The sequence below is a fragment of the Bacteroidota bacterium genome (genome assembly GCA_016715425.1).
GTDB lineage: Bacteria > Bacteroidota > Bacteroidia > Chitinophagales > BACL12 > JADKAC01.
In genome coordinates this window covers 141,187-159,006 of record JADKAC010000001.1, presented here as the reverse complement: position 1 = coordinate 159,006, position 17,820 = coordinate 141,187, and the positions used below count along the sequence as shown (strand labels likewise).

The window sequence follows — 17,820 nt, the reverse complement described above, 5'->3', positions numbered from 1 at the left end:
ACCAAAAAAAAATATTATGGAATTTATTAAGAATTATATTGAAACCAACAAAGAAAATTTGTTGAATGAATTATTAGAAGTGCTGCGCATTCCTTCTGTGAGTGCAGATTCAAAACACAAACCGGATATGGAACGCACAGCAAAATGGTTGGCGGATAAATTAAAAATTGCAGGTGCAGATAATGTGGAAGTATGCGAAACAAAAGGACATCCGATTGTATATGGAGAAAAAATTATAGATAACAATTTACCTACAGTTTTAGTATATGGACATTATGATGTGCAGCCACCTGACCCAATGGATTTATGGAACTCACCACCTTTCGAACCAGTGGTAAAAGATGGAAAAATATATGCTCGTGGTGCATGTGATGATAAAGGACAAGTGTATATGCATGTAAAAGCATTTGAAGCAATGATGAAAAATAATGCGGTGCCTTGTAATATTAAATTTTTAATTGAAGGCGAAGAAGAAGTGGGTTCAGAACATCTCGGTGAATTTATTCGCACATACACTGATAAATTATCTTGTGATGTAATTCTTATTTCCGATACTTCGATTGTTGCGAATGATGTGCCTTCCATTTCAGTTGGCTTGCGTGGACTTGCCTATATGGAAATAGAAGTTACCGGTCCTAATCGTGATTTACATAGTGGTGTATATGGTGGTGGAGTTGCAAATCCAATCAATACAATTTGCGATATGATTTCTTCTTTAATTGATAAAGATGGACATATAACTATAGAAGGATTTTACGATGATGTAGAAGAAGTGAGTGATGATGAACGCAAAGAAATGGCGAAGGAGCCTTTTGATTTATCGCAGTACAAAAAAGATTTAGGTATAGATGAAGTGAAAGGTGAAAAAGGATATAGCACATTGGAAAGAGTTTCTATCCGACCAACATTAGATGTGAATGGAATTTGGGGAGGTTATATGGGAGAAGGATCAAAAACAGTATTGCCATCAAAAGCAAGTGCAAAAATTTCGATGCGATTAGTGCCGAATCAGAGTTCAGAAAAAATAGCGGCATTATTTGAAAAGCATATTAAAAAAATTACCCCGCCGTATGTGCATGTAAAAGTAATTTCTCATCATGGTGGCGAACCTGTTGTGGTGCCTTTAGATTTTCCACCGATGAAGGCAGCGATGCAGGCAATGGAAAAAACATTTGGAATAACACCGATACCAACAAGAGAAGGTGGCAGTATTCCAATTGTGAAATTGTTTGAAGATGTACTTGGCGCAAAATCTATTTTAATGGGCTTTGGATTAAACAGCGATGCCATCCATTCACCCAATGAAAATTATGGGCTATTCAATTACTATAAAGGCATAGAAACTATTCCGTGGTTCTTTCATTATTATGCAGGGAAGAATTAATATTAATTCTGAATCACGCTTGCCTACCGTAGGCAGGGATTAAAACGGGTTAATGTATTACACAGATTTTTTTTAAGATAATATTTTGAAATCTGTGTAATCCAATTAATCAGTGATTCAGACAAAAAAATATTTGAACCAATAACTCAGTTTCTTTCATTCAATATTTCCCGCACCTACCAGCTAGTTCCTCAAAACGTAGCCTTGTGTGTTAGCCTTTGAGAACCTGCGTATCAGTATTTATATTTTAATTTACTATTTATTAAATCACACATTACAAGTGTATTAATTAAAATAAAACCCATGGTTTATATTCTTTACTTGAAAATAAATTTATTTTTTATAATTATCTGATTTAATTTAGATAATCCAAAAGTATAAACCAAAAATAATTTAATTATTCTTTTGAGTTTTAAATACAAGATGCAAAATGTATTACACCAGAATAATTATTTATCATTATATTTAATTGTATAACTATCGAATAGACTAATCTAAAATAGGATTATGAAAAAAATATATTTATTAACGATAATAAGCTTATTAATTATTTCTTGTGAAAAAGAAAGCGGACCTACAGAAATTAACGGCAGCGTAAAAGACAAAACAACCAATGCCGGAATAGAAAATGCAGATGTAGGACTATTTGAAAGTGATGGAGAAAATTCTTGGGGATTAGGCGGTGTTTTAATAGACGAAATATATTCTGATGCCGACGGCAATTTTACTTTTGATTTTGAAGCCCGCAAAGGCTATAGCTATTATGTTTATGCCATAAAAGACCAATACTGGAACATCGACGGTGATAACATCACTTTTGTAGATAATACAGGCGGCGAAACAGATGTTACTGTTTTTTTGCAGCCGGAAGGATGGTTGAGTATTCATTTTAAGAATATTCCTCCTACTTCAATATATGATAATTTTGATATTAATGGATATGTTACAGATGGATTCAATGGAGAAGATGTTGATACCATTGTTTTATATAAGGTTTATGGCAATATTAATAATATTCTATATTGGGCATTATATGGTGAAATGACTTCAACTGATACTTTATACTGCTCAGCTTTTGATACAACTTACTTTGAAATATTTTATTAACTCATAAAAATCAACCGCCATGAAGAAATGCATACTACTAATTTCAATTTACTTGTTTTCTCTTAGCTATTTAATTGGCCAACAAACACCAAGCAAACTCGACAGCATTTTTATGCAGCTTGATACTGCTGATATGAGCACAGGTATTTTATACGACAAAACATTTCGTTTCGGCAAAGCAGATACATTTAATATAATTAATGATACTGTAATCAGCATGCATAATTTCAGTTTCAGCAGCGTCTCCCGCTGCAAGCGGTGACGCTGCTGAATTAAGATTCAGTAAATCATAAACTATTGTTGGTTCTTTAACCAATCTTCATAAGGCATTTCACCTAAAGTATATAAATAATGAGTAACAGGATAAATACCCTGTTTACCGGTTAAATAAAACTCAGCAGACGAATATTTATACTCTTCAGCGAAATTGACCATACATTTTCTAACCGGGTTTTGATGCATGTAATTTAATTTCTGATGGAGAAATTTATACGTATAACAAGGTATCGCATCAAAGGATGGTTGAAAAACTTTGTGTTTGTGATTACTTATCTTTTCTTTTTCTGAAACTCCCTTCTCTAGCAGATTTAATATTGAACTATCGCCCTGAACTTCTAATCTTTTTACAATTTCATAAGCCATAAACCTTTTTGCATTTCCTATGATTTTATCAATAGTTGTACTTTCCTCAGGTAAAAAAATTAAACAGTGCAAATGATTTGGCATAATAACAAAACCACAAACCCGGATCCCTTTTTGTTTCAGGAAATCAAACCATTTAAATATACCGTCATAAAAGTGGGTGATTTCAAAAAGTGGTAGCCATTGAAAATTTGTAAACGTACAGAAGTAGTTTACATTTTTCTCAACCTTTGTGCTTTTTACAGACATGGTATACAAAGTAATAATAAATTCATTTGCGCAGCGTCACCTGACTTCAACTGATACTTTATACTGCTCGCTTGAACAACTCTTTAAAAATTTTTTTACCCCACAAAATCAACCGCCTGAAAAATGCATCCTACTAATCATCTTGTTTCTTAGCTATTTGGAGAAACTGACGGATTTTATGTTGATATGAGTAGAATATACCAACTGCCAAAGAGTACATTTATATAATTATGATATTCAGCAGCGTCTCCCGCTGCAAGCGGTGACGCTGCTGAATTAAGATTCAGTAAATCATAAACTATTGTTGGTTCTTTAACCAATCATCATAAGGCATTTCGCCTAAAGTATATAAATAATGAGTAACAGGATAAATACCCTGTTTACCGGTTAAATAAAACTCAGCAGACGAATATTTATACTCTTCAGCGAAATTGACCATACATTTTCTAACCGGGTTTTGATGCATGTAATTTAATTTCTGATGGAGAAATTTATACGTATAACAAGGTATCGCATCAAAGGATGGTTGAAAAACTTTGTGTTTGTGATTACTTATCTTTTCTTTTTCTGAAACTCCCTTCTCTAGCAGATTTAATATTGAACTATCGCCCTGAACTTCTAATCTTTTTACAATTTCATAAGCCATAAACCTTTTTGCATTTCCTATAATTTTATCAATAGTTGTACTTTCCTCAGGTAAAAAATTAAACAGTGCAAATGATTTGGCATAATAACAAAACCACAAACCCGGATCCCTTTTTGTTTCAGGAAATCAAACCATTTAAATATACCGTCATAAAAGTGGGTGATTTCAAAAAGTGGTAGCCATTGAAAATTTGTAAACGTACAGAAGTAGTTTACATTTTTCTCAACCTTTGTGCTTTTTACAGACATGGTATACAAAGTAATAATAAATTCATTTACGCAGCGTCACCGCTTGCAGCGGGAGACGCTGCGTGGACAAAAAAACGCATCCTTATACGTTAGCCTTTGAGAACCTGCGGAATTAATTATTGAAATCAGTAGAATATCAAAAAGCTTTTTTACTGCATAATATCATATCGCAAACTATAATGCTTCTCCCCATAAAAAATAGTTTTCTGATCCACAGTAATAGTAAAAGATTTACCGGGTTGATAGTTGTATTCTTTTTGAATGTTATACAACATATTATTTTCTTCTGTAAACAATTGTAGTGAAGTTACCTCTGCATTTAAAAATTGTATCTCACCACTTTTAACCGGCAGTCTGTTTGAATGAATTGTATAGTGAATACTAAAAGTACTATCCGATAATGTTGTGGTATCAGTAATTAATTTTCCTTCGTATCGGGAAGTATTTAAATCCAATTCTGCAAGCATTTGTAAACTGCTGTCAAACTCAGCAAGTGTAATGAATTTACTTTCTGTTTTATCATCCATCGCTACCGTCTTTTCTATTTGCGTATTTGAAGAAATAGAATTTAAATGTGAGCCCTCATTTAACCATCCCGGAATATCGAAAGCAATCATTTCATTTTCAGGTAATGCAGTATTGAAATTGCAAGAAGGCAAAACAAAACCGAATGCGATATATAAAATTAAACGTTGCATTAACTCAGTAAAATGTTACCACTCATTTCGTTGGGTGCGGATATTCCCATAACAAATAAAATGGTTGGTGCAAGATCGCCAAGTTTTCCGTTGGATAATGTATTGTATTGTTTTAAATCATCCATATAAAATAACGGAACCGGGTTGGTAGTGTGCGCAGTATTTGGTGAGCCATCTGCATTAATTAAAAAATCACTATTACCATGATCCGCAGTAAAAAAAATTGAGTAATCATTTTCAATTGCAGAGTCCACTATTTTTCCTACACAAGTATCCACAGTTTCGCATGCTTTTACTGCAGCTTCAAACACACCTGTATGTCCAACCATATCGGCGTTTGCAAAATTGATACAGATAAAATCATATTGCTTATTTGGAATTTGTTGCAGCAATGCATCACATAATTCAACTGCACTCATTTCAGGTTGTAAATCATAAGTGGCAACCTTCGGAGAATTTTTCATAATTCGACCTTCACCAATAAATTCTTTTTCTCTTCCACCGGAAAAGAAAAAAGTAACATGCGGATATTTTTCTGTTTCTGCCATTCGCAACTGTTGCAATTTATTTTCTTCCAGCACTTCACCTAATGTTTTCACAATATCTTCTTTTTCAAAAATTACCCCTACATTTTCAAATCCATGATCATATCTAGACATAGTGATATAATGCAGCGGAATTGTATGCATATCATATTCAGGAAAATTTTCTTGTGTTAATGCTCTTGTAATCTGACGACATCTATCAGTGCGAAAATTAAAACTGATTACAACATCGCCTTCTGTAATTGTTGCGATTTGTTTTCCATCATCACCAACAATAGAAGCAGGTAAAATAAATTCATCCGTTACATCTTCTTTATAACTTGATTCAATTGCTGCGGATGCAGATAAAAATTTTTTACCAATACCATTTACTAAAAGATCATACGCCAATTTAATTCGCTCCCAACGTTTATCTCTATCCATTGCATAATACCTTCCGATCACACTTGCAATTCTACCCCCGCTTTTCTGCAAATGATTTTCTAATTTCTGTATATAATCAATTCCACTTTTCGGATCTGTATCTCTGCCATCCGTAAATGCATGAATAAATAATTGATTCATATCAAATCCTTTTGCATTTGCAATATCACATAAAGCGGTGAGATGTCGTGTATGCGAATGTACACCACCATCACTCACTAAACCCATAAGATGTATTTTCTTACCATTTGCTTTAGCGTATTCAATTGCATTTTTCAACACATTATTTTCTGCTAATTCTCCGGAATCAATTGCAACAAAAATTCTTTGCAATTCCTGATACACAATTCTGCCTGCACCAATATTTAAATGCCCCACTTCACTATTGCCCATCTGTCCTTCCGGTAATCCCACAAATTCACCATCAGTACGCAATTCAGAATTTAAAAATCGTGAATAATAACTATCTACATTCGGAGTATTTGCTTGCGCAATTGCACTTGCAGCAGCATTTTTTCCATGGCCCCATCCATCCATGATTATCAGTATAACTTTTTTCTTTACCTGCATGCTACAAAGTTAGTTATTTAGTAAGCGGAGTAAAATTCAACAGTAATTATAATTGTGAATTGGTATAATTTTCGTTAACTCTGCATATAATCTTTAGCTTATGAAAAATCACATCAATAAAAATCTGCTTGTATTTCTACTTGTTCCATTATTAATTATGGCGACAACTGCGAGCAATCTCGACTCAATTGCACAAGCAATACGCACGGGAAACGCAAAAGAACTCGCTTCCTTTTTTGATACTACCATTGAAATAAAAATAAATGATAAAGAAGGTGCTTACAGTAAAGCACAAGCCGAGCAAGTGGTAAAAGATTTTTTTGTAAAAAATCCACCCAAGGGTTTTAGTTTTATGCACGATGGCGAATCGGGAGGTAGCGCATATTATGCAATAGGTTCATTAACTACGGCAAATGGAAAATTCAGAACGTATGTGTATCTCAAGAAAAAAGGTGAGTCTTATTTAATTCAGGAATTAAGTTTTGAAAATGAATGATATTGAAACGCTCGATTTTATCGAACTGATTGATGCGGTATTAATTGAAGATATTCAAGAAGGTGATCACACCACACTTGCAACGATTGATGCTGATGCAATTGGAAAAGCAAAATTATTGGTGAAAGAACATGGCATCATTGCAGGTGTAGAACTTGCAGAAAAAATTCTGAAACATGTGAGTCCAGAAATAGAAATTGATAAAATGATTCCTGATGGAGCCTGGGTAGAACCGGGCTTTTTAGTGTTTACTGCAACAGGCAGAATACAAGCATTATTAATTGCGGAGCGCACACTATTAAATTTTATGCAGCGCATGAGTGGAATTGCAACACGAACAAATTTATTTGTGCAATCGGTACGTGGAACAAAAGCAAAAATTTTAGATACACGAAAAACAATTCCGGGATTGCGCTATTATGATAAATGGGCTGTGCGTTTAGGTGGCGGTTATAATCATCGCATGGGATTGTATGATATGGTGATGATAAAAGATAATCATATTGATTATTGTGGTGGAATTGCAAATGCCATTGACAGAGTGCAATCATATCTGGAAGAAAATAAAATTGATATTCCTGTTGAAATAGAAACACGCAATATATCAGAAGTAAAACAAGTATTAGCTAAAGGTGGTGTGAATCGCATTATGCTGGATAATTATAAATTAGAAGACTTACACACTGCCGTTGCATTAATCGGCAACAAATATGAAATAGAAGCTTCCGGTGGAATTAATTTAGATACTGTGTCTGCAATAGGTGCAGCCGGTGTTGATTTTATTTCGGTGGGTGAACTTACACATTCGGTGAAAGGTCTTGATCTCAGTTTTAAAGCAATTATTCATACACCTTAATTTTATTTAACACACTCTTTTATTTAGAGCTAATTTTTCACACACTGCATTTCGTAACTTCGCAGAGAAATGTGGAACGATCAATTTTTTCATCTGAAAATTTTATTTAAGCGACTTGGCATAATGCTGATCGTCTATATTATATGCCGCATTCTATTTTTTGCCTTCAATCGTGATTTATTTCCAGAATTAAATGTAGGAGAGTTTTTATGGATCATGGTAAACGGATTGCGGTATGATATCGCTTCTATCATTTACATCAATTCTATCTTAATTATCATGCATGTTATCCCGATTGCCGCCAGGGAAACACCTTTATACCAACGCATTGTCAAAATACTATTTTATCTCTGCAACGGACTTGCATTATTTTTAGAAGCCGGTGATTTTATATATTTCCGTTATGGATTAAAACGCACCTCTACACATGAACTTGGTTTGGCAAATGATACCAGTGTTTTGCCAATGGTAATGAAGGATTATTGGTTAGTTTTTGTTTTGACATTTATAATAATTCTTTTGGTGGAATGGTTGTATCGCAAAACAGAATTTATCGCAAGAAATAAAAGCAGAAGCCCCTTACAAATTCATTATCCCGCACAGATAATTTTAATGACTTTAGTAGTAATTTTTTCAGTGGTAGGTGCAAGAGGCGGATTACAACAAGAAATAATATCGCCGAATGATGCAGGAATAGAATTAGGTGATAACAGATTTTCTGAATTAATTATCAATACACCTTTCTCGGTTATCTATGCAATTGGTCATCGCCATGTGGAAGTAAAAGATTATTTCAAACCCGAACACCTCAGTAATTATTATAATATTCATCACGAAAAAAAACAGTTTTATAAATGGCCGGATACAATTCCAAAACAAATAGATAATGTTTGTGTAATTGTTTTAGAAAGTTTTTCAAAAGAGTATCTCGGATATTTTTATCCTCAACTACATTTCACACCTTTTCTTGATTCACTGATGAATGAGGGTTTGTGTTTTACAAATGCGTATTCCAATGGTAAATCATCCAATCAGGGAATTATTGCTGTGAATAGTTCTATCCCGGTGATGATGGAAGACCCTTTTATTTCTTCGGTGTATCAACAAAATAATTTTGTAGGTGTTGGTAGTCTTGTAAAAAAAATGGGATATGGTTCTTATTTTTTTCATGGAGCAAATAACGGTACTATGGGTTTCGACAAATTCTTAGAACGTGCAGGTTTCGATGGATATTTTGGGAGAAACGAATATGGCAATGATAAAGACTTTGATGGCAACTGGGGAATATTTGATGAACCATTTTTGAAATGGACTGCAAATAAAATGAGTACACTGCCCACACCGTTTTATTCCGAAATATTTACTATCTCTTCGCATCATCCATTTACTATTCCACATCAATATGCAGGACGTTTTCCCAAAGGAGAAATCCCAATGATGGCCACAGTAGCTTATACAGATTATGCACTGCAACAATTTTTTGAAGAAGCAAAAAAACAACCTTGGTATAACAACACCTTATTTATTTTAACTGCCGATCATCCCGGCCCTCCAAATCCGGGAAGTTTCTTTTATCAAAATCAAATAGGTGCACATGCTACCTGGCTATTATTATATAAACCCAATGGTCAATTTAAAGGAACTAGTGATATGGTAGTGCAGCAATCGGATATTATGCCTACCGTGTTAGATTATATCGGCTACACCGGAAAATATACTGCATTTGGAAATTCAGTGTTTGATAGTTTAGCTCCACATTTTGCATTTAATTTTCATGCAGGTGAATATATGTTGCTCGATAGTAATTTCATGTTGCAATACAATGGAAATACTGTATTGGGATTATACGATTATAAAAATGACAGTATGCTTATTAAAAATATGAGTGCCGAATATCCGGATGAAACGCTTAATATGGAGGATAGATTGAAAGCAATTATTCAATTGCATAATGATGCAATGATATACAACAAACTTGCAGAGTAGTGAAAAGAAAAATAATGTTTATAATAAATCCTGTTGCCGGGATAAAGCATAAAAAGCGCATACCAAATCTTGTGGAGAAATTTCTTGATCATTCCCAATTCGATCATGAAATTATTTATACCGAATATCGTGGGCATGCAACTGAACTTGCACAAAAAGCAGTGGCAGAAAAATATGATATCGTTGCTATTGCCGGAGGTGATGGTTCGGTAAATGAAGCCGGTGTAGGCCTATTAGGTTCTGATGTTGCATTGGTGGTTTTACCTTATGGATCAGGTAATGGACTTGCTCATCATTTAGGATATCCTAAATCTATTTCAAAAGTTATTCAATTAATAAATAACAATCATCGCAATCACATTGATGCAGGTAGGGTAAATGAATTATATTTTTTCAGTTTGGTGGGAATTGGTTTTGATGCATTCGTTGCAAAAGTTTTCGACAGAGAAAAAACAAGAGGGTTTTTAACCTATGCATGGGCAGCTATAAAAAGTCTGTTTGTTTTCAAACCATTTGAATATAAAATAACCTACGATGGTAATATAATTTCCGGTAAAGCCTATATCATCAATTGTTGCAATACAAGTCAATATGGTTATAATATTCGCATTGCACCTGAAGCAAAAACAGATGATGGAATTTTGGATGTTGTAATTATTCGTGATTTAAAAAAATGGAGAGCTGTAATATTAGTTTTTCAGGTTATGTTTCAAATGACCGGTAAAGAAAAATGTATGCAGCGATTTCAATGTCGCACTATGAAAGTAGAAACTGATGGTTATACTTATTTGCAGATTGATGGTGAAACTGTAAACAAGGCAAAAGAATTTGAATTCACAGTTTTGCCTGCCGCATTGCAAATGGTAATTGAATAAATTTTTAATTTCCAAGAATGGCAAAAAAGAAAAATGATACCAATGGCTTTGTGTTTTCTACCGATCCGAATTTTAAATTTCCTGCTGGTGATGAAGATGAACAAGAATTTATTTCTCCTCAGCAACAAATGCTGAAAATTCGCTTTGAGAAAAAACATCGTGGTGGAAAAGAAGTAACTATCATAGATGAATTTATTGGGAGCGACGAGGAAATGCTTGCATTGGGAAAAGAATTAAAAACAAAATGCGGAACAGGCGGAAGTGTGAAAGATGGATTGATTTTAATTCAAGGTGATCATCGTAAAAAAATTGGTGAAATACTTTCCAAGCTCAACTACAAATTTAAATTCGCTGGCGGGTAAAATTCTTGTTATGCAATCCGCAATCCGTTTTTCACTTGCATACTGGTTTGCAACAACACCACTTTCCCATCAGATTCAATTGCACCCAACACCAAACATTCAGAAAAAAAATTGGCAATTTGTTTAACCGGAAAATTTACGATAGCAATAATTTGTTTTCCGGGTAATGTATCAATGGAATAATAATCTGCTATTTGTGCACTCGATTTTTTTATTCCTAACTCACCAAAATCTATGGTGAGTTTATACGCAGGCCTTTTTGCTTTTTCAAAAATTTCTGCATGTAGAATTGTACCTGTTCGAATTTCTATTTTTTCAAAATCACTATAATTTATTTGCTCCATAATAATTCAATTTGATTGCAATATACAAATCAGAATCATTGAAGTAAACAGTTTATAGGTGTAAATAAAAATGCATTTGGAAACTCTGCTGTGCAGAGATTATATCGCTTATACTTCAGAATCTGATGATATTTAACTGCTTAGTGTTACAATACTTAACTTCGCTGTTTACTTTTATAATATGAAAAAACTAATACTCTTCGTTGCTCTCGGTTTTACATTTACCGGCTATAGTCAATTTATTTTAAATGGTGATGCTGTTGATTTAGGAGATGGCTGTATTCAATTAACTGAAGAAGTAACAAATCAGGCAGGTTCTGTTTGGTATGATACTCTTATCAGTCTTGAAAATGATTTTAATGTTGACTTCTTTATTAATCTCGGCGATTTGGATGCAGGTGGTGCTGATGGAATTGCGTTTGTGTTACAACCTGTAAGTACCGGCCTTGGTTCTACTGGTGGTGGACTTGGATATGATGGCATAGAACCTTCCGTGGATGTTGAATTTGATACATGGCAAAATGCAGAAAATAATGATCCTGTGTATGACCATGTGAGTATTATGCGAGATGGTGTACTTGATCATCTTGCTGAAACTGCACTCACTCCTGCTACACAAATTATTTCAGGAGAAAATAATGCAGAAGATGGCGATTTTCATAAAGTAAATATCGTTTGGTTGGCAGATTTGCAAACCATTTCAGTATTTGTTGATTGCGATTTACGAGTGTTTTACACAGGTGATATTGTGGCGGATATTTTTGATGGTGATCCATTGGTGTATATGGGGTTCACTGCTGCAACAGGTGGTTCTTATAATTATCAAACAGTATGTTTTAATTATCTCACAGGCTTAGATGAATTATCGGATGCCAGCGTTTGCCCCGGTGATTCTGTACAACTTACAGTACCCGCAGGATTCACTTCTTACTTATGGTCACCCGATGTGGGTATCAGCGATAACACAATTAATAATCCCTATTTTTCTCCAACAGAAACAACAACTTATACCGTAACTATTTCTGATGAATGTGGATTTACTATTTCTGATACTGTAATAGTAACTGTTGCTTCACCTGACTTTTTAGATCTCGGCCCCGATAAGTCATTATGCGAAGGACAGAGTTTTACCTTCAATGCATTTACAGCCGGAGCCGATAGTTATTTGTGGAGCACAGGTTCTATTTTACCTACGTTGACTGTTTTTGAAGCGGGTGAATGGTGGTGTGAAGTGGCTGTCGGGAATTGTGTTGATCGTGATACTGTTGCTGCTGAATATTTTCCAGGCCCTGTAATTAATTTCGGACCCGACACAACGGTATGTGGAATTGGCGAAACAATTTTTTTAGATGCAACAACTCCGGGAGCAAATTATTTATGGCAAGATGGAAGTACAGGCCCCACATATTTAATTACAATTGATGGATTGTATTATGTAACTGTTACACTTGGTGGTTGCGTGGATAAAGATTCTCTTGCTGTAAATTATAGTACTTATCCATCAGTGAATATTGGAAATGATTTTGGCTTATGTCCCGAACAAACTGTTGACTTATATGCAGGTCCAAATTCATTTATTTATTTATGGAGTGATGGTTCCACTTCTAATACATTTACGATTACAGAAATTGGTACATATTGGGTAGATGTAAATTCAAATGGATGTACAACTCGTGATAGTATAATAGCAATTACAGACCCTTGCTTATGTGAAATAATTGTTCCCAATGCATTTACTCCAAACAACGATGGAATAAATGATGAGTTTAAACAATTGGATTGCCAATCATTAAATAATTTCAACATGCGCATTTATAATCGCTGGGGCGAAATGATGTTTGAAACTTCGGATTACAATCAGGGTTGGGATGGTAAATTCAAAAACAATGAAAGTGAAATGGGTTCCTATGTTTACGTAATTGATTACGCAATTCCAGAAGGAGAAAGCGGACGAAAATCAGGGAGTTTTACGTTGGTGAGGTGAGAATTGGGTATCGAGTATCGGGTATTGACAACTTAGACTATTGACTTTGACCATTGAAAATAAAATTAATCACTGATTAATCATTTCTGATTATTCATTACTGATTACTGATCACTCCTTTGTTATTCACCATCTTGTAATTATTAATTATTCACTTTTTCATTTTTTCATTTACTTTTTTACAGTGCTATAATTTCCGATTCGACAATTACACTTTTCATTTCCACAATTCTACAATTCAACAGTTCTACAATTCCCTCAATTTCCGCAAATAATTTCTCTACATTCTGTGCATAAAAAAAATTAAGCCTACCTGAAAAATACCTGCATCAATTTCTTAAATTCGTAGCTGTGAAAAAAGAAACCATTACTGCATGAATTACTCGCATTTACACGTACATACCCAATACTCACTTTTAGATGGTGCATCTGCTATTCCAAAGTTGTTTGATAAAGCAATAGCGGATAATATGCCGGCAATCGCTATTACCGATCATGGAAATATGTTTGGCGTATTTCAATTTGTTGCCGAAGCACAAAAGCGCAAAAATGATGATGGCTCTTTAAAAGTAAAACCGATAGTAGGTTGCGAATTTTATGTGGTGGAAAATCGACATCGCCGCAGCTTTACCCGTGAAGAAAAAGATGTGCGTTATCATCAGGTATTATTAGCAAAAAATGAAACCGGTTATCGCAACTTAATGAAATTATGTTCGCTTGGTTTTATTGAAGGCAACTATGGAAAATATCCTCGCATTGATAAAGAATTAATCGAAAAATATCATGAAGGATTAATTGCCACCACTTGTTGTCTGGCAGCAGAAGTGCCGAGAGGTATTTTGCGCAAAAAAGAAAGTGAAGCAGAAGAAATTTTTAAATGGTGGCTGAATATTTTTGGTGAAGATTATTATATCGAATTACAACGACATAATATCGCTGATCAAGTAAAAGTAAATGCCGTGTTATTGGAATGGGCAAAAAAATATAAAGTAAAAACAATTGCCACCAATGATGCACATTATGTGGAACAAGAGGATGCCAATGCACATGATATTTTATTGTGTATTAATACAGGTGAAAAACAAGCAACACCAAAAGCAAAAGATTTTAGTGATGATGATTCTGTTGGCAGAGGAACTCGTTTTGCTTTTGCCAACGATCAATTTTATTTCAAAACAAAAAAAGAAATGGAATTGCTGTTTGCAGATGTACCGGAATCTCTTGACAACACAAATGAGATAGTAGATAAAATTGAAATATTAGATCTGCATAAAGAAATTTTATTACCGCATTTTCAAATTCCAAAAGGTTATGATAATCAGGATGCATATCTTACGCATATCACTTATGATGGTGCAAAGAAACGCTATAAAGAAATTACACCCGAAGTAGAAGAGCGATTGCAATATGAATTGTTTACTATTAAAACAATGGGCTTTGCCGGTTACTTTTTAATTGTAGCCGACTTTATAAATCACGGAAAAGATATTGGTGTATTCGTTGGACCGGGCCGTGGATCTGCCGCCGGTTCTGCCGTTGCATATTGTATCGGCATCACGAATATTGATCCGATAAAATATGATTTATTATTCGAAAGATTTTTAAATCCCGATCGTAAAAGTTTACCGGATATTGATACAGATTTTGATGATGAAGGTCGTCAGCGTGTGATAGATTATGTGGTAGATAAGTACGGGAAAATGCAAGTGGCACAATTAATTACTTACGGTACGATGGCTGCAAAAAGCAGTATTAAAGATGTGGCTCGTGTGCTTGATTTACCCTTGTCCGAAGCAAATATTTTAGCGAAGTGTGTACCTGATCGTCCGGGCACAAATCTCAACAGAATAATATTAGCTCCACTCACCGGAGAAAATAGTTTAGCAGCAAAAGAAAATTTATCATCTGATGATTTAGCGCAAGTAAAAATATTGCGGAAAATTTATGAAGGGAATGATTTGCAAGCAACCGTTTTAAAAGAAGCATTGAAATTAGAAGGCTCTGTGCGAAACACCGGAATTCATGCTGCGGGAATTATTATTGCACCAAAAGATCTTACAGATTTAATTCCTATTGCAACTGCAAAAGATTCGAATTTATATGTAACACAATACGAAGGTGAATATATAGAAAGTGCTGGTGTAATTAAAATGGATTTCTTAGGATTAAAAACACTATCCATTTTAAAAACTGCATTAAAACTGATTAAAGAAAATCATGCTGTTGAAATTGATTTGGATAATTTGCCATTGGATGACGCAGCAACATTTGAATTATATCAACGAGCTGAAACAAACGGCACTTTTCAGTTTGAATCCACAGGTATGCAGAAATATCTAAAAGAATTAAAGCCGGATAAATTCAATGATTTAATTGCAATGAATGCATTGTATCGTCCCGGTCCGATGGAGTATATTCCCAGTTATATTTTGCGCAAACACGGCAAAGAAAAAATCACTTACGATCTCCCGGATATGCAGGAATTTTTAGAGCCTACCTATGGCATAACTGTGTATCAGGAACAGGTGATGCAACTCTCGCAAAAGTTAGCCGGCTTTACAAAAGTGCAGGCAGATAAATTGCGAAGTGCGATGGGAAAAAAGAAACGTAAAGAATTAGATGAGATGAAGAGCATCTTTATGGATGGTTGTAAACTAAAAAATTATCCTATAAAAGTGTGCGAAAAAATATGGTCTGATTGGGAGTCATTTGCGCAATATGCATTCAATAAATCACATTCCACTTGTTATGCGATGGTGGCGTATCAAACTGCATATTTAAAAGCCAATTATCCGGCAGAATATATGAGTGCAGTACTCACACATAATATGTCGGCAATAGATAAAGTGAGTTTCTTTATGGATGAATGTCGGCGAATGGATATTCCTGTTTTAGGTCCGGATGTGAATGAAAGTTATTTACATTTTTCAGTAAATAAAAGAGGGCAAATTCGTTTTGGATTGGCAGCAATAAAAGGTGTGGGTGGTGCTGCGGTAAATGCATTAATTGATGAACGCAAAACCAATGGAAATTTTGATAGTTTGTTTGATTTAGTACGTCGTGTAAATCTGCGTACAGTAAATAAAAAAACATTAGAATCATTAGTGCTTGCAGGTGCAATGGATATGTTTGGAATTAATCGTTCTGCGTATTTGGAAAATGTTTCCGGCGAATCTAATAACATGATTGAGTCTGCAATTAAATATGGAAACAGTTTTCAAAATGGAGGTCAAAGTGATCAACCTACTTTATTTGGAGAAATGGCTTCTATTGAAGTTGCTGAACCAAACATTCCTGAAATTCCTGAATGGAATCTGATTGATAAATTGAAAAAAGAATTGGAAGTATGCGGGATATATTTGAGTGGACATCCATTGGATGATCAGCGTATTGAAATAGAAGCGTTGCGTACATGTGCTATCAAAGAAATTCCAAAATTCATTGATCAGAATGTTTCTATAATTGGCTTGGTGAGTAGCTCTACAACTCGCATGAGTAAAAAGGGTGAGAAATTTATAATCTTCCATATTGAAGATTTTTCTGAAACTATTGAGTGTGCTTTATTTCGTGAGCAGTACGCAAGGTTTAAGCATTTTGTGGAAGAGCCGGGATATATCATTTGTGTGAAGGCAACTGTAAAACCAAGTTTCCGTGATCAGGAAAAAATTGATTTGCGAGTGAATGATATTTTACTATTGAGTCAGGTGCGGGAAAAACAAAAAATGAAAGCAATGTTATCTGTACCACTTGAAAAAGTAAATAAAGATTTTATTCATAACGTTGATCTGTTAATTAAAGAATATCCCGGAAAAGACAGTATGGTTTTAAATGTTAGTGATGGACAATGTGAGTTGCATTTCCGGTCAACCAATAGTTCTGTGCAAATCAATAAATATTCAGTGAAGGCAATGGAGAAATTAGGAGATTTAAGTGTGTCGCTTATCTGAGGTTCATTACCTTTGTTTAGGAACTTTATGGTTCTCATGGTGTTTTATGGGAGTATTCAATTTTTAAAAATTAAAAAATATTTCAATTATGGCTTTAGAATTTACCGATGCAAACTTCAAAGAAGTAGTGCTCGACAGCGACAAATTATCAATTGTTGACTTTTGGGCAGAATGGTGTGGCCCATGCCGTGTAGTAGGTCCAATCGTTGAAGAACTTGCAAAAGATTATGACGGAAAAATTAATGTCGGTAAACTGAATGTTGACCACAATGCAAATGTGAGTCAGCAATATGGTATCCGCAACATCCCTACTATTTTATTTATTAAAAATGGTGAAGTAGTGGACAAACAAGTGGGTGCTGTTCCTAAAAGTGTTTTGGAAGCGAAGATTAAACAACATATCTGATTCAATCAGAATAAAAATAATTGATAAAGCCTTCTTGCGTTGTAAGAAGGCT

Annotated in this window: 16 protein-coding genes; 11 read left to right on the top strand and 5 right to left on the bottom strand. The window is 34.4% G+C overall.

Annotated elements, in window-relative coordinates; translation table 11 throughout:
* The first annotated feature begins 16 nt into the window (after nucleotides 1-16).
* From IPN31_00650 to IPN31_00640, 3 genes are all read left to right on the top strand, one after another.
* On the top strand, nucleotides 17-1,384 hold the full coding sequence (locus IPN31_00650; GenBank protein MBK8680428.1) for a dipeptidase: 1,368 nt from the start codon (nucleotides 17-19) through the stop codon (nucleotides 1,382-1,384).
* Between the two features lie 507 nt (nucleotides 1,385-1,891).
* The gene (locus tag IPN31_00645; protein MBK8680427.1) at nucleotides 1,892-2,491 is read left to right on the top strand and encodes a hypothetical protein; all 600 of its coding nucleotides are present in this window, start codon (nucleotides 1,892-1,894) and stop codon (nucleotides 2,489-2,491) included.
* Between the two features lie 19 nt (nucleotides 2,492-2,510).
* Nucleotides 2,511-2,753 (top strand): hypothetical protein, encoded by a 243-nt coding sequence (locus tag IPN31_00640; GenBank protein MBK8680426.1) that lies wholly within the window; start codon nucleotides 2,511-2,513, stop codon nucleotides 2,751-2,753.
* Nucleotides 2,754-2,785: 32 nt separating this feature from the next.
* On the opposite strand, the gene IPN31_00635 is transcribed toward IPN31_00640, so the two are convergent.
* The 4 genes from IPN31_00635 to IPN31_00620 form a co-directional block, all read right to left on the bottom strand.
* Nucleotides 2,786-3,382, bottom strand: a complete 597-nt coding sequence (locus IPN31_00635) for a hypothetical protein (GenBank protein ID MBK8680425.1) — start codon at nucleotides 3,380-3,382, stop codon at nucleotides 2,786-2,788.
* 298 nt (nucleotides 3,383-3,680) lie between these two features.
* Entirely contained in the window at nucleotides 3,681-4,127 is a 447-nt protein-coding gene (locus IPN31_00630; GenBank protein MBK8680424.1) for a hypothetical protein, read from the bottom strand.
* A gap of 298 nt (nucleotides 4,128-4,425) precedes the next feature.
* A complete protein-coding gene (locus IPN31_00625; protein ID MBK8680423.1) occupies nucleotides 4,426-4,974 on the bottom strand; it encodes a hypothetical protein in 549 nt (182 codons plus the stop codon).
* Entirely contained in the window at nucleotides 4,974-6,512 is a 1,539-nt protein-coding gene (locus IPN31_00620) for a 2,3-bisphosphoglycerate-independent phosphoglycerate mutase (GenBank protein MBK8680422.1), read from the bottom strand. Before IPN31_00620 ends, IPN31_00625 begins: the two co-directional genes overlap by 1 nt.
* A gap of 100 nt (nucleotides 6,513-6,612) precedes the next feature.
* Here IPN31_00620 and IPN31_00615 point away from each other — a divergent pair, with 100 nt between their 5' ends.
* From IPN31_00615 to IPN31_00595, 5 genes are all read left to right on the top strand, one after another.
* Complete coding sequence (locus IPN31_00615; protein ID MBK8680421.1) at nucleotides 6,613-7,008, top strand: DUF4783 domain-containing protein; 396 nt, start codon at nucleotides 6,613-6,615, stop codon at nucleotides 7,006-7,008.
* Entirely contained in the window at nucleotides 7,001-7,864 is an 864-nt protein-coding gene (gene nadC, locus IPN31_00610; protein ID MBK8680420.1) for a carboxylating nicotinate-nucleotide diphosphorylase, read from the top strand. Before IPN31_00615 ends, nadC begins: the two co-directional genes overlap by 8 nt.
* Before the next feature lie 123 nt (nucleotides 7,865-7,987).
* Nucleotides 7,988-9,850 carry an LTA synthase family protein gene (locus tag IPN31_00605; protein MBK8680419.1) on the top strand — a complete coding sequence of 621 codons (1,863 nt, stop codon included), beginning with the start codon at nucleotides 7,988-7,990 and terminating at the stop codon, nucleotides 9,848-9,850.
* Nucleotides 9,850-10,725 (top strand): diacylglycerol kinase family lipid kinase, encoded by an 876-nt coding sequence (locus tag IPN31_00600; protein ID MBK8680418.1) that lies wholly within the window; start codon nucleotides 9,850-9,852, stop codon nucleotides 10,723-10,725. The genes IPN31_00605 and IPN31_00600 overlap by 1 nt, the downstream gene beginning before the upstream one ends.
* A gap of 17 nt (nucleotides 10,726-10,742) precedes the next feature.
* Nucleotides 10,743-11,087 carry a translation initiation factor gene (locus IPN31_00595; protein ID MBK8680417.1) on the top strand — a complete coding sequence of 115 codons (345 nt, stop codon included), beginning with the start codon at nucleotides 10,743-10,745 and terminating at the stop codon, nucleotides 11,085-11,087.
* Nucleotides 11,088-11,095: 8 nt separating this feature from the next.
* Here IPN31_00595 and IPN31_00590 read toward each other — a convergent pair whose 3' ends face one another.
* A complete protein-coding gene (locus IPN31_00590) occupies nucleotides 11,096-11,431 on the bottom strand; it encodes a tRNA-binding protein (protein MBK8680416.1) in 336 nt (111 codons plus the stop codon).
* A 181-nt stretch (nucleotides 11,432-11,612) separates the two neighbouring features.
* Between IPN31_00590 and IPN31_00585 the strand changes: the two genes are divergently transcribed.
* The 3 genes from IPN31_00585 to trxA all read left to right on the top strand — a co-directional run bounded on the left by IPN31_00585 (nucleotide 11,613) and on the right by trxA (nucleotide 17,768).
* Nucleotides 11,613-13,415, top strand: coding sequence for a gliding motility-associated C-terminal domain-containing protein (locus tag IPN31_00585; GenBank protein ID MBK8680415.1), 1,803 nt, complete (start codon nucleotides 11,613-11,615; stop codon nucleotides 13,413-13,415).
* 374 nt (nucleotides 13,416-13,789) lie between these two features.
* A complete protein-coding gene (dnaE, locus tag IPN31_00580) occupies nucleotides 13,790-17,362 on the top strand; it encodes a DNA polymerase III subunit alpha (protein ID MBK8680414.1) in 3,573 nt (1,190 codons plus the stop codon).
* A gap of 88 nt (nucleotides 17,363-17,450) precedes the next feature.
* Nucleotides 17,451-17,768, top strand: coding sequence for a thioredoxin (gene trxA / locus IPN31_00575; GenBank protein ID MBK8680413.1), 318 nt, complete (start codon nucleotides 17,451-17,453; stop codon nucleotides 17,766-17,768).
* The last annotated feature ends 52 nt before the right edge of the window (nucleotides 17,769-17,820 follow it).

What these genes read in the sequence shown, in the direction of transcription:
- IPN31_00590 (MBK8680416.1), bottom strand. Translation starts at nt 11,431, where the DNA reads ATGGAGCAAATAAATTATAGTGATTTTGAAAAAATAGAAATTCGAACA.
- IPN31_00605 (MBK8680419.1), top strand. Translation starts at nt 7,988, where the DNA reads ATGCTGATCGTCTATATTATATGCCGCATTCTATTTTTTGCCTTCAAT.
- IPN31_00615 (MBK8680421.1), top strand. Translation starts at nt 6,613, where the DNA reads ATGAAAAATCACATCAATAAAAATCTGCTTGTATTTCTACTTGTTCCA.
- dnaE (MBK8680414.1), top strand. Translation starts at nt 13,790, where the DNA reads ATGAATTACTCGCATTTACACGTACATACCCAATACTCACTTTTAGAT.
- IPN31_00645 (MBK8680427.1), top strand. Translation starts at nt 1,892, where the DNA reads ATGAAAAAAATATATTTATTAACGATAATAAGCTTATTAATTATTTCT.
- IPN31_00650 (MBK8680428.1), top strand. Translation starts at nt 17, where the DNA reads ATGGAATTTATTAAGAATTATATTGAAACCAACAAAGAAAATTTGTTG.
- IPN31_00625 (MBK8680423.1), bottom strand. Translation starts at nt 4,974, where the DNA reads ATGCAACGTTTAATTTTATATATCGCATTCGGTTTTGTTTTGCCTTCT.
- IPN31_00585 (MBK8680415.1), top strand. Translation starts at nt 11,613, where the DNA reads ATGAAAAAACTAATACTCTTCGTTGCTCTCGGTTTTACATTTACCGGC.
- IPN31_00635 (MBK8680425.1), bottom strand. Translation starts at nt 3,382, where the DNA reads ATGTCTGTAAAAAGCACAAAGGTTGAGAAAAATGTAAACTACTTCTGT.
- nadC (MBK8680420.1), top strand. Translation starts at nt 7,001, where the DNA reads ATGAATGATATTGAAACGCTCGATTTTATCGAACTGATTGATGCGGTA.
- IPN31_00595 (MBK8680417.1), top strand. Translation starts at nt 10,743, where the DNA reads ATGGCAAAAAAGAAAAATGATACCAATGGCTTTGTGTTTTCTACCGAT.
- trxA (MBK8680413.1), top strand. Translation starts at nt 17,451, where the DNA reads ATGGCTTTAGAATTTACCGATGCAAACTTCAAAGAAGTAGTGCTCGAC.
- IPN31_00620 (MBK8680422.1), bottom strand. Translation starts at nt 6,512, where the DNA reads ATGCAGGTAAAGAAAAAAGTTATACTGATAATCATGGATGGATGGGGC.
- IPN31_00640 (MBK8680426.1), top strand. Translation starts at nt 2,511, where the DNA reads ATGAAGAAATGCATACTACTAATTTCAATTTACTTGTTTTCTCTTAGC.